We start from the raw sequence: 13,497 nt of genomic DNA on the forward strand, positions 1-13,497 counted from the left end.
TAACAATGATTTAGATTTAATATTTTTAGTTTGATACTTTTTCTTCATTTTTGAGTAAAACTTCCTCAGCAAGTTGTATGTACTGTATAGCACCTTTACTCTCGGCATCGTACATTAGGATACTTTCTCCAAAGCTAGGAGCTTCGCTAAGCCTTACATTACGATTGATAACGGTTTCAAAAACCATATCTGGAAAGTGGGTATTTACTTCTTCTACCACTTGGTTGGAAAGCCTAAGTCTTCCATCATACATTGTTAGGAGAAGCCCCTCTATATCCAAACTAGGATTGTGTATATTTTGGACATTTTTGATGGTATTAAGTAATTTGCCTAAACCTTCTAGAGCATAATATTCACACTGGATAGGAATAATAACAGAGTCGGCCGAAGTAAGTGCATTAACTGTGATAAGACCTAAGCTAGGAGCACAGTCTATAATGATGTAGTCATAATCGTCCTTTACTTCTTCTAGAGCTTGTTTTAGCATGTACTCTCTGTTGTCTCTATCTACAAGTTCTATCTCTGCAGCAACCAAATCTATGTGAGACGGAATGATGTCTAAATTAGGAGAGCTAGTTGGTACAATACATTCTTTCGCGGTAACGCTATGTTCCAAAAGATTGTAAGTAGAATATTGCACTTCCTCTATGCCTAGCCCAGAAGTGGCATTAGCCTGAGGGTCTGCATCTATAATCAAAACTTTTTTCTCCAAAACGCCTAATGCCGCAGCCAAATTAACGGAAGTTGTAGTTTTCCCTACACCACCTTTCTGATTAGCAACACCTATTATTTTACCCATATTTTTGATTTAAGTCCCAAAAATACAATTTTTTTAATGCAGTCTCAATTTTCAAAATATAAAAATATGTTAATTTGTTTGTAATGAATGCTTTAAACTTATAAAAAATTATCCACAATTTTAAGGTAATTGTGGATAATTAATTGGTCAAAAATTGTAATTATTTATCATTCAAACTTTATAGATACAGGAATTTTGAAGTAAGAACGCACTGCCTCTCCTTTAATTTTAGCTGGAGTCCATTTACCTCTGACAGATTTTATGGCTTTTTCTGCTTCCTTATTAAACATATTGTTTTGCCCCTCCGCTTTTACATTGGTAATAGTACCATCTTTTTCTACCACAAATGTTACCATTGCCTTTACAAGACCTTCCTCTCCAACCATTGCTTCATAATCAAAATTCTCACCTACTTTAGCTCTAAAAGAATCTATACCTCCCATAAATACAGCATCTTCGTCCACTACGGTTTCTATAACATTATTGGGTTTAATTATTTCTGGCGTTGTATTATTAGTAACTGTTCCATTTCCAATGTTAGGTTTAGTAGGTACAATACTAGTGGTAGATATAGTTCCTTCTTTGTTCTCTAAACCAGATGCCGCTGTTTGTAGAGTTTTAACACTTGGCAGAGGTGTTTCTATAGGAGGATTAGCCATAGGTGTAGGGACACGAGTATCCACTGTTTTAACTTCTACCGTTTTTTCAACTTTCTTAACCGATTGTACTTTTGGTACGATGGGTTTTACTATTTTTTTATCTTCTTTTTTTATAGGCTCAACAGGTTTTAGCTCTATTTCTACGCCTTTATTGGTAGTAATATGCACTTTTTTTGTTTGCAAATAAGCATAGGTCCCTCCAATGAAAACCCCGAATAAAGCTACTCCTGAAAATAAAGCTTTTTTAAGATAATAATCAGCTTCTGCTCTAAGAGAATAGGCTCCATAGGCTTTATTTCTACCTGCAAATAAGAGCTCATCTAGAGCTTTTTGTTCGTTTTGATTTTGTGAAAAAGTTATCATTTGTCATAAAATTTAAAATTAATACTAAATAAATCTACAAATGATTATTAGTTTTGAGGCTTTTTGCAAAAAGTAATTTGAAACAAACAATTTTCTTGCCAAATTCTCTTATTTCTAAAAAAAAGTCGGATTATGAAGATAATGTTAATTTTTTGTAATAAAAGTTATGAAATCTAATTTATTTAAAAACTTTATTTAAAGTAACAACGAATAATTTAGGTTGATTAACATTTTTTAATATCTTTGTGCGTAAGAAAATATAATAAATATTATGGGATTTATCAAAGAATTTAAAGAATTTGCTCTTAGAGGCAATGTTATTGACTTAGCTGTCGGTGTAATTATAGGGGGTGCTTTCGGAAAGATTGTAAACTCTTTTGTAGAAGATGTTATTACTCCAGCACTACTTAGTCCAGCATTAGAAAAGCTTGGGGCAGAAAATATAGCTCAACTAACTTGGAATGGTATTAAATATGGAAGTTTCCTTTCTGCTGTTATCAGTTTCTTATGTATAGCTTTTGTTTTGTTTGTAATGATTAAAGGTATTAACAAAATGAAGAAAGAAGAAAAATTAGAAGAAGCTCCAGCAGGACCTACACAAGAAGAGCTTTTAGCAGAAATAAGAGATTTACTAAAAAAATAATTTCAACAATATTTTTTCAACCGCCATATGGCGGTTTTTTTTATTTTTGCTCAATATTGTTATAATCTTGTGTTATGTCTATAGAAACTAATTATACCCAACTTGTATCACAAATTCCTAAAACTGTAAATCTTGTAGCGGTTTCTAAAACTTATCCCGTTGAAGATATACAAAAAGTTTACAATTTGGGGCATAAAGTATTTGGAGAAAACAAAGTACAAGAGTTGGTTGCCAAACATACTGAGTTGCCAAGTGATATACAGTGGCATCTTATAGGGCATCTACAAACCAATAAGGTTAAATATATTGCTCCTTTTGTCCACACTATACAAAGTGTGGATTCGGAAAAGCTATTACACGAAATAGATAAACAAGCAGGAAAACACAAGAGAATCATCAATATTTTGCTTCAAGTTAAAATTGCAGAAGAAGATACTAAAACAGGTATGGAAATTAATGAAGTAAAAGAGTTATGTGTTAAAATAAAACAAGGCGAATTTCCTAATATCAAATTACAAGGATTGATGGGAATGGCGACTTTTACCGATGATGAAACCCAAATCAGAAGAGAATTTTCTTTTCTGAAGCAGTTATATGATTATCTTTCAGATTCTCATCAGTTAAATACTCTATCTATGGGTATGAGTGGCGATTTTCCGTTGGCAATAGAATGCGGAGCTAATTCTATTAGAGTTGGGTCTGCCATATTTGGTGTGAGAAATTATCAATAATTTAGAATTTAATTTAAATATAACTATCTTTGTTCTATGCAAAAAATATTAATTGTAGAAGACGAAAAAGCCATTTCAGGCTTGCTTAAAAATATTCTTTCTGAGGAAGTTAAGGATTATGAAATTTTAGTAGCAGATGACGGATTAGAGGCTTATAAACTAATAGAAAAAGAAGATTTTTCTCTAGTAATATCCGATATAAAAATGCCTAAAGTATCAGGTACAGAGCTTTTACAAAAAGCTTTAGAAATAAAACCAGATACTGCTTTTGTGATGATTTCTGCCCACGGAGATATCAATACAGCGGTACAATGTCTTAAACAGGGTGCTTATGACTTTATAGAGAAGCCTATAGACCTCAACAGACTTATCACGAGCGTGAGAAATACTTTGGAGCGAAAGGAACTCAAAGCTTCTAATCAAATCTTAAAGAAGGAGAATACTCAGCTTAAGAAAAAAGTAAATAAAAAATACCAAATGATTGGTAGCTCGGAAGCCCTTAAGAAAATCCAAGATATGATAGATAAAGTGGCTCCGTCTGATGCTAGAGTTCTAATTACTGGTCCCAATGGTGCAGGTAAGGAACTAGTGGCTCACGCTTTACATTCTCAAAGCGAACGCTCCAAAGGACCTATGGTAGAAGTAAACTGTGCTGCAATACCTTCAGAATTGATAGAGAGCGAATTGTTCGGACATATGAAGGGCTCTTTTACAGGTGCTGTTAAGGATAAGTCTGGTAAATTTGAGCAAGCTAATGGAGGAACGATATTTTTAGACGAAATAGGTGATATGAGTTTGGTGGCACAAGCCAAAGTGCTCAGAGCCTTACAAGAACATAAAGTATCTCCTGTGGGAAGTGATAAAGAAATAAAAATAGATGTAAGAGTCTTAGCAGCAACTAATAAAAACTTACAAAAAGAGATAGAGGAAGGACGATTTAGGGAAGATTTATACCACCGACTTTCGGTAATAGAAATACAGGTTCCTGCCCTTAACGATAGAAAAGAAGATATACCTCTACTTGTGGAACATTTTGCACAAAATATAGCTTCTGAGAATGGTAGTCCTGTAAAAGAATTTAGTAAGGAAGCTCTAAAAGCTCTTCAAAACTATGATTGGACAGGTAACATTCGTGAGTTAAGAAATGTCGTTGAAAGGCTAACTATATTAGGCGAAAATCCTGTAAGCGAGAATGATATTTCCAACTTTGTTAAAAAATAACAAGAGAAATATTAGCCTTATAAACTTATCATAATGTTATGTCTTTCTTAGATACGGTTTATATCAAACGACTTATGAAACTTGCCTTACCCGTGATGCTAACACAGGTAGGGCAAGTTTCCGTTAATTTATTTGACAATATTATTGTAGGAAACTTACTAGGAGCCGACGCACTGGCTTCGGTTTCTTTAGCAAACGGCATATTTTTCTCTATTTTTGTAGTAGCTTTGGGATTTTCTTTAGCAATTCCACCTTTGGTATCAGAAGCTCAAACTAGAGGAGACCATCAACAGATTAACCAAGTTTTTAGTCACGGACTTATTGTAAATGTTAGTATTGGGATTCTTCTCATTCTGCTGATTTTTGGTATTAGTCCATTGATGTATCATCTTGACCAGCCTCCTCACATAATGCCAGATGCCGAAACCTACCTTAAAATAGTTGTGGTAAGTATTTTTCCTTTTATGATATTTCAAACTATGCGAGAGGTTTCAGAAGGACTTTCATTTACTATTGGAGTTACCAAGGCAACCATTATTGCTAATATCATTAATATTATTTTAAATTATATTTTGATAAAAGGCTTTTGGATTATCCCGAGTTTTGGAGTTGCTGGCTCGGCGTATGCCACACTCATTGCGAGAATATTCATGATGTTTTTTCTATTTTTCGTAATGAAAAAAGAGAAAGTGACTCGCCGATATATGGAAGACTTTAGTTTAAAACTAAGCTTACTTAAGAAACAAATGTTTATCAAACTCCTTAGATTAGGATTTCCGATGTCTTTACAAATGTTTTTTGAGGTTACTGCATTTGCTGCAGCTGCTTTTATTTGTGGTAAAGTAAGTGCTAGAGATATTGCCGCTCATCAAATTGCGTTGAGTATGGCTTCTTTCACTTTTAATCTTTGTATAGGGTTTAGTGTAGCTTCTACCATTATGGTAGGTAATAAAGTAGGAGAAAAAAACTTTATCGAAGTAAGAAAAGTAGGCATTAACAACCTGAAAATAGTATTTTTATTTATGCTAATCTGCGGTATGATATTCATACTTGGTCGAGAAATCCTTCCTACTTTCTTTACTAAAAAAGAAGATGTAGAGGTATTATTTTTAGCCTCTCAACTGATGATTATTGCCGCCCTTTTTCAACTTTCAGATGGTATCCAAGTTACAGCGTTAGGGCTTTTGAGAGGATTGCAAGATGTTAAAATTCCTAGTTTTATTACATTCATAGCCTATTGGCTGATTACCTTACCACTGGGATATTATTTATGCATCAAACTAAATATGGGTGCTTTTGGAATGTGGATAGCTCTTGGTATTGGTTTAACAATTTCTGCTCTGTTACTAGTAAGACGTTTTTTAGTTAATAAAACATTGATGAAACTATAAGCCAATTTTTTTGTTTAGTATCAGTGTATATTTTTTTATTAAAAAATGTTGGTATCGGTAAGATGACAAAAAACAATGTTTATTCATCTTTTTTGTTTACCTTAGCTATAATTTTGATAACAAATAATTTATAAAAATGACAACAGTAAACATCTATTTAAATTTTAATGGAAATTGTGAAGAAGCATTTAATTTCTATAAATCAGTGTTTGGGGGAGAATTTACCTATGTAGGGAGATTTGGTGATATGCCTCCACAAGAGGGAATGCCACCAATGAGTGAGGTGGATAAAAATAAAATTATGCACATAGGGCTTCCTATAGGAAATACCGTTTTAATGGGAAGTGATACAGGTGGAGAATGGGCACCGTCTTTTCAGCAAGGTAATAATTTTTCAATAAATATTACACCTGAAAGCAAAGAGGCCGCAGATAAACTATTTAATGGACTTTCTGCGGGAGGAAAGGTAACAATGCCGATGGCGGACACTTTTTGGGGAGCTTATTTTGGTATGTTTACAGATAAGTTTGGTATTAATTGGATGATAAATTTTGAATCTCAGAATAATCAATAAATTTGTAAAAGAAATGTTGCCAAAAGTTTTTCTATCTTTTGGCAATTTTTTTATTAGTATTATGTGTAAAATTTATCGACTTAAAAAAGCAATTCTACTAGTTTTAATTTCTGTAATAACCTGCAAAGCACAAACGACTTTAGATGTTTTAAAAGAAAAAGCACTACATAATCAGAATCCCAATAAGTGGAATGCCGAACTTTTTGAAATGGATAAAAAGTGGTTGAAAGATGCAGATTCTCAACCATTAAAATCTCTTGCTTTTCCAGTGGAAAAGTATGACTACTATGTTTTTAATATGCCTTTTAATTTTGAGATTAAAAATGAAAAATTTTCGGGTATAGTATTGGGTGAAAATATTGGAGGTAAGGAAGATAAATTTATATATAAACCTGAAGTTACACTTATTTTTTATGCAAGGACTCAATATACAGAGTTAAATGCGGATGTTTCCTCTAGAAACTATCCATATTTGACTATGCAAGGAAGAGTTAAAATCGTTAATAATTTTGATTTTGTGGGGGTTAAAAGTCCTGACGATTCGGGATATTTAATTGTAAATTTAAAAGTATTTGACCTACGATTTGGTAATACAATAATAATTTTTCCTAGAAAAGATAACTCATTTTATTATCTTCAAAGTGAAGAGAAATTTAAAGAAAATGAAGATATAGATAGATATATTGATAGAATTAAACAAGACCGAAGAATTATTGAAATGATAAATCTTTCAAATCAGTAATAAAGATATGTTTTGTGTGTAAAGTGTTTTCACTTTTTCATTAGTTTATTTTAAATTAGCAATATTGAAATTTGATATGCTGTTTTTTTAGAGAAAGCTAAAAAGATGAAGATATAACTTTTAATAAAATTAAAATAAATGAATTTTTCTAAAATATTTTATGGGCTTGTTCTTGGGGGAGCACCACTATTCGTAAATGCCCAAGATATAAAAGAAAAAATAGTTATTGAAGGAGGTTATACCTATTTTAATAGAAGTTTTGCTGATGTTGGAGTAAAGTTTTTATTTAACAAAGAATCTATAATTGTAGGTGGAAATGCACTAGTAGGTGCTTCTAATGGTAAGCTTTTAGTTATTCCAGAGATTAATGCAACGAAATATTTTTTCAATAAAGGTAATTTACCATTCACTTTTGTAAGGTTTAATGTTTCTCCAAAAACAGTTTCTCCTCAAGTTGGATTTAGCTATTTCTTCATAGAGTTTGGTGTGGGATATGGTTTTAGTTTTGATAAGTCTATCCACTATAGAACAGAAGGATTTAGAACACAACTGAATATCAATATTCCTTTAAAATTCAACATGAGAATAATGTAGAAGGAACAAAACGGTAGATTAAAAAGATCATTCTGAATAGCGGTAATTTTTAATGAAAGCAACAAAAGCAAGAGCCTTTATATAAATTTAACTCTTATGAAAAAAATACTATTAGCCCTGTTTTTAATTTTTAGTTTTTCCGATGGATTCGCCCAGTTTGCTGTCGTAAATGATAAGGACGGCTGGGTGAACATAAGAAACAGAGAGCAAAAGGGTAAAATTATAGATACTTTACCCAATGGACACCTGATTTATTGGTATGGTCCCAGTGAACCTAACGAGGAGAATTGGGGTTTTGTTCAATATGTTAAAAATGGAAAAGACCTTGAAGGAGACCTTTACAAAGATCGATATAAGTGGATTTCGGACTTTTCATCATTGAAAATTTCAAAGAAAACAGCTAACTCTGTAACTCTAAAGCAAGAGGCTGTTACTGTAACTGTTACAAAGTCCAACTTTGATAAGAAGAAGCATAAATTCACCTATTTTAAGGATAACCCCACCATTCTATCTCATATTGATGGTAAGGCTCCTTGGGGGACCGATGGCAACCTACCGAAAGCACAATATGAAAAAATTAGCGTCCGTATTGGGGATAAAACGCTTATCTTACCAAAAGCAGCTTTAGAAAACGTGTATGACCCTTATCTTGATGGTGTAGAAGCTAATTATGATAAACAGAATGATACCCTGTATATTCAAGCAATAAATGGGGATGGTGCGGGCACCTGTCTTATTATTTGGAAAATTGAAAAAGGAGTTTATAAGGATCGACTAATTGTTAACGGATTTTGAATGAAAATAACAGCTTTGCAAAAGGTGGGGTTTAGGGAATGATAGAGAATTTTGTGCTATTTAGTCTTTTTTGTTTTTCTCATTATTGTATTTTTTAATATTAGAAATTCGATGAAAAAATTTTTGTTGTTTTTTGTAGTATGTTTTATTTCCTGTCAGAATTCTAAATTCGTTAACAAAGGTAAACCTACTTCGGTTAAAGAAATTAGATCTTCCGAAAAGGAGAAGGAAATGCAAACCGTTATCATCAATATTATTAAAGCCTATCAGAATAAAGATGAAAAGGCTTTAAATAAACTTATCCATAAGAAGTTTGGGATCATCTTTCTGTTTCGTATGGGAGCTCAGGATAATATCGCTAATGTTAAAAAGATTTCTTTTGTTAAGCCCGTTCCCAATTATTTGCCTTTTGACCCTAATATCATAACTGACTATAAAATTACCCAAGAAAAACTACCGATATATAGTTGTGAAACCGAAGGCTGGAATAAACCTGCGGGAATTTATATCGACCTTAATCAAAAAGAATCGTTATTTTCTGAAATTGCAAAGTTTGAAAATGCTAACTTTGACGAGAAACCATGGTCCGATAGTGAGGTTAAAAAACTGGAAACCATAGAGAGAAACAGTCATAAAGTCATTGTGATTGGGCAAAACCAAAAGGAATTTATTTTCTATATTGGCTATTTCGATAATATATGGTATTTAACGGCTATCGACCGATTTGAGGTTTGCTCCGCATAAAATCAACACAATAAATTGGAGGTGAAATGAATGATTTTAAATTGCTAATCGCTTTTGTATTATTTGTATTGTTATCGTGTCATACAACCGAGAGTAAAATAGAAGAAAAGCAAATACCAACAGAAGGTGCATCGGAAAAATTAGAAAAGAAGGAAACCTTTGAAATTTCGTACGAAAAACTTTCAGATAAAGCAATTCCTCAGGGGCTTTCTTTTGAGGGAAAGGTAAAAGAGGTTGTTAGAGTAGAGGATTTACAGGGAGAGCATATAATCCTGTTAACAGAAACGGGTATTGTTCCCAGCAAAAAGGTGGTCAACGCAGACTATGAAAAAGAGGCAAAAATTTTCGTGTACGATTATCTTTACGATAAAAACGAAAATAAATATAAATTAAACTGGAAAGTTCAGGATTTTATTTTGAATTGCGAGTTTGATTTATCTATGAATTTCGTTAAAGATACTTTTAAAATCACGGATTTAAACCATAATGGTATCGCCGAAATTTGGACGATGTATTCCATGTTGTGTACTTCGGACATTAGTCCAGATGTCATGAAAATCATTATGTATGAGGGCAAACAGAAATATGCTTTAAGGGGACACGCTACTCTAATGGCGGGCGAAGACAAGCTTGAGGAGGGCGAGTATCAATTCGACGAAAATTTATCAAAAGCCCCAAAAGAAATCAAAGACTTTGCTTTAAAAATGTGGCGAAATAATAGCATACAGAAATTAAACTAAAAGTATAGCCACTGAGTAAGAAAGAAAAAACCCTAGAAATTCTAGGGTTTTATGTTTTATCATTTTATTTATTTTCTAGCTAGAACTTCGTCTATCATTCCGAATTCTTTAGCTTCTTCAGAGGTCATCCAGTAATCTCTATCAGAAGATTTTTCAACCCATTCATAAGATTGTCCAGAATGTTCAGAGATAATATCATAAAGCTCTTTCTTTAGCTTAAGCATTTCTCTAAGATTGATTTCCATATCGCTAGCCACACCTTGAGCTCCGCCACTAGGCTGGTGTATCATTACTCTAGAATGTTTAAGAGCAGAGCGTTTACCCTTTTCACCCGCTACAAGAAGTACAGCTCCCATAGAAGCAGCCATACCTGTACAGATAGTAGCTACATCAGGCTTAATGATTTGCATCGTGTCATAAATTCCCAACCCTGCATATACACTTCCGCCAGGAGAGTTAATGTAAATCTGAATGTCTTTAGAAGGGTCTGCACTCTCTAAAAATAGAAGCTGAGCCGTTACAATATTAGCAACTTGGTCGTCTATACCAGTGCCTAGAAAGATAATTCTATCCATCATCAATCTAGAAAAAACGTCCATTTGTGCTACATTCATACGGCGTTCCTCCATAATGTATGGCGTAAGGTTGGTTGGGTTAAAAGTCCCCATATATTGGTCGGTAGCTAGTCCATTATTTCCTAAGTGCTTTACCGAAAAATCTCTAAATTCCTTTTTAATATCCATATTGTGTTATATTTTATTTTCAAATTCAAATACCAATATTGTACCCGAAGTTTTTTGAGCGGTAAAAATAGTCATTCTGTCATAAAACACGAAACAATTTTTGGTCTATGGTGTTTTTTAACATCGTTAGTTTGATTATTTTTTGGTAAATCTCTGTTTTATCTTCAGCTTCTGTATTTTTCAAATCCTCTATCATTTTCATAATATACTCTCGTTTGTAGCGATAGATGGTATCGGTAACCAATTTGTTGATAGATTTTTCTTTTGGTAGAAGGTAAATGTTGTGTTTTTTCCAATCACTTAGTTGGTAAGGTTCTACTAAAGCATTGGCTACTTTATTAGTAATTTCTTCATCCATTAAGGTAATGAAAAAACGCTCCGACCTCAGTTCATTGGTTTGGATACCTTGTTTTATTTCGTTGATGATTTTCTTGTTGGTTTCAGATTGTATTTCACAATTATCCTCTTCCATTCTACATATCACCTCTTCAATAACGGTGGTTTGGTAAACTTTATCTTCGGCATCTTTCATTTCAATAATGTAATCTCCATACTTTAACATCAGTTCTACCATTTGCTCTTCCAAATAGAGTAGGGCGGTGTTGGCTTTAGTAAAGTCCGAAGTAATAATCTCCAGCTTAGGTTGTGTCTGAGGTGTAGCTTTTTTAGGCGTTAAATGTTGCTGTTCTTTAACCTGTTGTTGTATGCCTAGCTCGTTAAATAAACTCTGTTCCGAAAGCCCAAACTTGTTAGAAATTTCCTTGAGGTAAATCTCCTGTTTTAACACATTCCCGACAAATGCCACCGATTTTACAATATCTCTAATGGCTTCGGATTTTTTTATAGGGTCGTGTTCTACATCTTTGAGTAGAATTTCTGCTTTAAAATTGATGAAATCTTGGGCGTTATTTTGTATAAAATCTTCTACAAACTCCTTTGGGTGTTTCCTAGAAAATGAGTCTGGGTCGTCCCCGTCAGGGAAAAGCAATACTCTGATATTCATTCCTTCGGAAAGGAGCATATCTATACTTCTAAAGCTGGCTTTAATCCCTGCGGCATCTCCATCAAAAAGTATGGTTACATTTTCTGTAAGTCTTTTAATGAGTTTAATTTGCTCAGTGGTAAGTGCCGTCCCAGAACTCGCTACCACATGCTCTATCCCTGCTTGATGCAGAGCTATCACATCCATATAACCCTCTACAAGTAAACATAAATTTTGCTTAGAAATGGCTTGTTTACTTTGGTTAAGTCCGTAGAGAACATTAGATTTATGATAAATTTCTGTCTCAGGAGAATTGAGATACTTGGCAGTTTTAACATTAGATTTTAAAATTCTAGCTCCAAACCCCAATACTCTTCCAGAAAAACTATGGATAGGAAATATAACCCTTTCTCTAAAACGGTCTACGCCATCAGGAGCGTAATCTGTGAAGATGGATAATCCTGATTTTTCTAAAATCTCTTTGGTGTAGCCTTTAGAAATAGCATATTCTGTGAAGGCATTTTTTTGAATAGGAGAGTAGCCTAGCTGGAATTTTTTTATAATATCTTCTCGTAGTTCTCTCTCTTTGAAATAAGATAAACCAATACTTTTACCTTCTTCGGTTTCCCAAATTTGTTCTTGATAGTAGTGATTGGCTACTTCGTGTATTTTATAGAGTAAATCTTTTTCGGTTTGAGCTGTTTTTTCTTCTTCGGTAAGCTCTCTTTGGTGCTCTTCAATTTCAATACCGTATTTTTTTGCGGCAAATCTGAGGGCTTCGGGATAGCTGAAATTCTCTATCTCCATTAAAAAAGAAATGGCAGTACCTCCTTTTCCAGAGGAAAAATCCTTCCAAATTTGCTTGGAAGGAGACACAATAAAACTAGGTGTTTTTTCATCTACAAAAGGGCTGAGTCCTTTATAATTAGACCCAGCTCTTTTGAGTTGAACATATTCACCCACAATTTCTTCCACTCGTATGGCGGAAAAAATTTTGTCTATCGTCTCTTTAGTTATCAAATTTTTATGATGAAATTAGATGCTATCTTGCTTCTTATCTTTTCCGAAAAACATTTTAATAATTACAGGTGCTGTTGTAATGACTACAATAAACAGTATTATTATTTCTAAATGTCTTTTTAAATCTATATCAAACTGGTCCAAAAATAATTTATCCAAATAATGCCCTGCAAAAATAAGTGAAAATGACCACGCAATAGCTCCAATGATGTTGTAAAGCATAAATTTACCTTTCTCCATTCCCACAATACCAGCTACAATAGGTGCAAAAGTTCTCACGATGGGTAAAAATCTAGCTGCTATAATGGCTATTCTACCGTGTTCTTCATAAAAATCGTGAGCTTTAAAAAGATATTTTTTCTTGAAAAGGAAAGAATCTGGTCTTTCGTATAAAGTAGGTCCACTTTTTCTACCAAACCAATAGCCAACCATATTTCCTAAAATAGCAGCAATGGCAATGGCACTAGCCAGTATAACGGTGCTTAAGAAATCACTTTTAATGATGCCAAAAGTTTCCGTAATCATAGGAACGGCATAGATACCAGAGATGAAAAGTAAACTATCTCCTGGTAAGAAAAAGCCTACAAAAAGTCCTGTTTCTGCAAATATGATAAATAACACTAACCAAAATCCTCCCATTTTGATATAAAACTCAGGATTTAGGAGGTCTTTCCAACTTTCAAAATGATCCATACTTATTTTTTACTTGATGCACAAAAATACTTAATTAAATTCTTTTTAGTCCTATCTATAAAG

The 13,497-nt window shown here is 33.3% G+C and carries 15 protein-coding genes; 10 read left to right on the top strand and 5 right to left on the bottom strand.

The genetic code is table 11. The annotated features are described in order from the left end of the window. Positions 1–25: 25 nt before the first annotated feature. Both D1J36_RS08740 and D1J36_RS08745 read right to left on the bottom strand, forming a co-directional pair. The gene (locus D1J36_RS08740; RefSeq protein WP_154136791.1) at positions 26–799 is read right to left on the bottom strand and encodes a ParA family protein; all 774 of its coding nucleotides are present in this window, start codon (positions 797–799) and stop codon (positions 26–28) included. Positions 800–966: 167 nt separating this feature from the next. Beyond that, entirely contained in the window at positions 967–1,821 is an 855-nt protein-coding gene (locus D1J36_RS08745) for an energy transducer TonB (RefSeq protein ID WP_154136793.1), read from the bottom strand. Positions 1,822–2,092: 271 nt separating this feature from the next. Here D1J36_RS08745 and mscL point away from each other — a divergent pair, with 271 nt between their 5' ends. The 10 genes from mscL (at position 2,093) to D1J36_RS08795 (ending at position 9,996) form a co-directional block, all read left to right on the top strand. After that, positions 2,093–2,464 (top strand): large conductance mechanosensitive channel protein MscL, encoded by a 372-nt coding sequence (gene mscL, locus D1J36_RS08750; RefSeq protein WP_154136795.1) that lies wholly within the window; start codon positions 2,093–2,095, stop codon positions 2,462–2,464. Positions 2,465–2,538: 74 nt separating this feature from the next. Continuing rightward, positions 2,539–3,195 (top strand): YggS family pyridoxal phosphate-dependent enzyme, encoded by a 657-nt coding sequence (locus tag D1J36_RS08755; protein WP_154136796.1) that lies wholly within the window; start codon positions 2,539–2,541, stop codon positions 3,193–3,195. Positions 3,196–3,231: 36 nt separating this feature from the next. Then, positions 3,232–4,416 (top strand): sigma-54-dependent transcriptional regulator, encoded by a 1,185-nt coding sequence (locus D1J36_RS08760; RefSeq protein ID WP_154136797.1) that lies wholly within the window; start codon positions 3,232–3,234, stop codon positions 4,414–4,416. A 38-nt stretch (positions 4,417–4,454) separates the two neighbouring features. Continuing rightward, entirely contained in the window at positions 4,455–5,807 is a 1,353-nt protein-coding gene (locus D1J36_RS08765) for an MATE family efflux transporter (RefSeq protein WP_154136799.1), read from the top strand. 136 nt (positions 5,808–5,943) lie between these two features. Further along, the gene (locus tag D1J36_RS08770; protein WP_154136800.1) at positions 5,944–6,381 is read left to right on the top strand and encodes a VOC family protein; all 438 of its coding nucleotides are present in this window, start codon (positions 5,944–5,946) and stop codon (positions 6,379–6,381) included. A gap of 13 nt (positions 6,382–6,394) precedes the next feature. Further along, positions 6,395–7,123: a hypothetical protein gene (locus D1J36_RS08775; RefSeq protein WP_154136802.1), complete on the top strand. Its 729-nt coding sequence runs from the start codon at positions 6,395–6,397 to the stop codon at positions 7,121–7,123. Positions 7,124–7,261: 138 nt separating this feature from the next. Continuing rightward, the gene (locus D1J36_RS08780) at positions 7,262–7,717 is read left to right on the top strand and encodes a hypothetical protein (RefSeq protein ID WP_154136803.1); all 456 of its coding nucleotides are present in this window, start codon (positions 7,262–7,264) and stop codon (positions 7,715–7,717) included. Positions 7,718–7,813: 96 nt separating this feature from the next. Further along, positions 7,814–8,512: a hypothetical protein gene (locus tag D1J36_RS08785; protein WP_154136804.1), complete on the top strand. Its 699-nt coding sequence runs from the start codon at positions 7,814–7,816 to the stop codon at positions 8,510–8,512. A 111-nt stretch (positions 8,513–8,623) separates the two neighbouring features. Further along, the gene (locus D1J36_RS08790) at positions 8,624–9,256 is read left to right on the top strand and encodes a hypothetical protein (protein WP_154136805.1); all 633 of its coding nucleotides are present in this window, start codon (positions 8,624–8,626) and stop codon (positions 9,254–9,256) included. A gap of 26 nt (positions 9,257–9,282) precedes the next feature. Next, entirely contained in the window at positions 9,283–9,996 is a 714-nt protein-coding gene (locus D1J36_RS08795; protein WP_154136806.1) for a M949_RS01915 family surface polysaccharide biosynthesis protein, read from the top strand. 68 nt (positions 9,997–10,064) lie between these two features. Here D1J36_RS08795 and clpP read toward each other — a convergent pair whose 3' ends face one another. The 3 genes from clpP to D1J36_RS08810 all read right to left on the bottom strand — a co-directional run bounded on the left by clpP (position 10,065) and on the right by D1J36_RS08810 (position 13,434). Further along, positions 10,065–10,739, bottom strand: a complete 675-nt coding sequence (gene clpP, locus D1J36_RS08800; RefSeq protein WP_052911268.1) for an ATP-dependent Clp endopeptidase proteolytic subunit ClpP — start codon at positions 10,737–10,739, stop codon at positions 10,065–10,067. Between the two features lie 79 nt (positions 10,740–10,818). Then, positions 10,819–12,741 carry a DNA primase gene (gene dnaG / locus D1J36_RS08805; RefSeq protein ID WP_154136807.1) on the bottom strand — a complete coding sequence of 641 codons (1,923 nt, stop codon included), beginning with the start codon at positions 12,739–12,741 and terminating at the stop codon, positions 10,819–10,821. Positions 12,742–12,756: 15 nt separating this feature from the next. Further along, positions 12,757–13,434: a DedA family protein gene (locus D1J36_RS08810; protein WP_153935313.1), complete on the bottom strand. Its 678-nt coding sequence runs from the start codon at positions 13,432–13,434 to the stop codon at positions 12,757–12,759. Positions 13,435–13,497 lie beyond the last annotated feature (63 nt).

This window comes from Riemerella anatipestifer (assembly GCF_009670965.2).
Taxonomy (GTDB): Bacteria; Bacteroidota; Bacteroidia; order Flavobacteriales; family Weeksellaceae; genus Riemerella; species Riemerella anatipestifer_B.

Excerpts from the sequence above, each read along its gene's own strand:
- D1J36_RS08740 (WP_154136791.1), bottom strand. The coding sequence starts at position 799 with ATGGGTAAAATAATAGGTGTTGCTAATCAGAAAGGTGGTGTAGGGAAA.
- D1J36_RS08745 (WP_154136793.1), bottom strand. The coding sequence starts at position 1,821 with ATGATAACTTTTTCACAAAATCAAAACGAACAAAAAGCTCTAGATGAG.
- mscL (WP_154136795.1), top strand. The coding sequence starts at position 2,093 with ATGGGATTTATCAAAGAATTTAAAGAATTTGCTCTTAGAGGCAATGTT.
- D1J36_RS08755 (WP_154136796.1), top strand. The coding sequence starts at position 2,539 with ATGTCTATAGAAACTAATTATACCCAACTTGTATCACAAATTCCTAAA.
- D1J36_RS08760 (WP_154136797.1), top strand. The coding sequence starts at position 3,232 with ATGCAAAAAATATTAATTGTAGAAGACGAAAAAGCCATTTCAGGCTTG.
- D1J36_RS08765 (WP_154136799.1), top strand. The coding sequence starts at position 4,455 with ATGTCTTTCTTAGATACGGTTTATATCAAACGACTTATGAAACTTGCC.
- D1J36_RS08770 (WP_154136800.1), top strand. The coding sequence starts at position 5,944 with ATGACAACAGTAAACATCTATTTAAATTTTAATGGAAATTGTGAAGAA.
- D1J36_RS08775 (WP_154136802.1), top strand. The coding sequence starts at position 6,395 with ATGTTGCCAAAAGTTTTTCTATCTTTTGGCAATTTTTTTATTAGTATT.
- D1J36_RS08780 (WP_154136803.1), top strand. The coding sequence starts at position 7,262 with ATGAATTTTTCTAAAATATTTTATGGGCTTGTTCTTGGGGGAGCACCA.
- D1J36_RS08785 (WP_154136804.1), top strand. The coding sequence starts at position 7,814 with ATGAAAAAAATACTATTAGCCCTGTTTTTAATTTTTAGTTTTTCCGAT.
- D1J36_RS08790 (WP_154136805.1), top strand. The coding sequence starts at position 8,624 with ATGAAAAAATTTTTGTTGTTTTTTGTAGTATGTTTTATTTCCTGTCAG.
- D1J36_RS08795 (WP_154136806.1), top strand. The coding sequence starts at position 9,283 with ATGAATGATTTTAAATTGCTAATCGCTTTTGTATTATTTGTATTGTTA.
- clpP (WP_052911268.1), bottom strand. The coding sequence starts at position 10,739 with ATGGATATTAAAAAGGAATTTAGAGATTTTTCGGTAAAGCACTTAGGA.
- D1J36_RS08810 (WP_153935313.1), bottom strand. The coding sequence starts at position 13,434 with ATGGATCATTTTGAAAGTTGGAAAGACCTCCTAAATCCTGAGTTTTAT.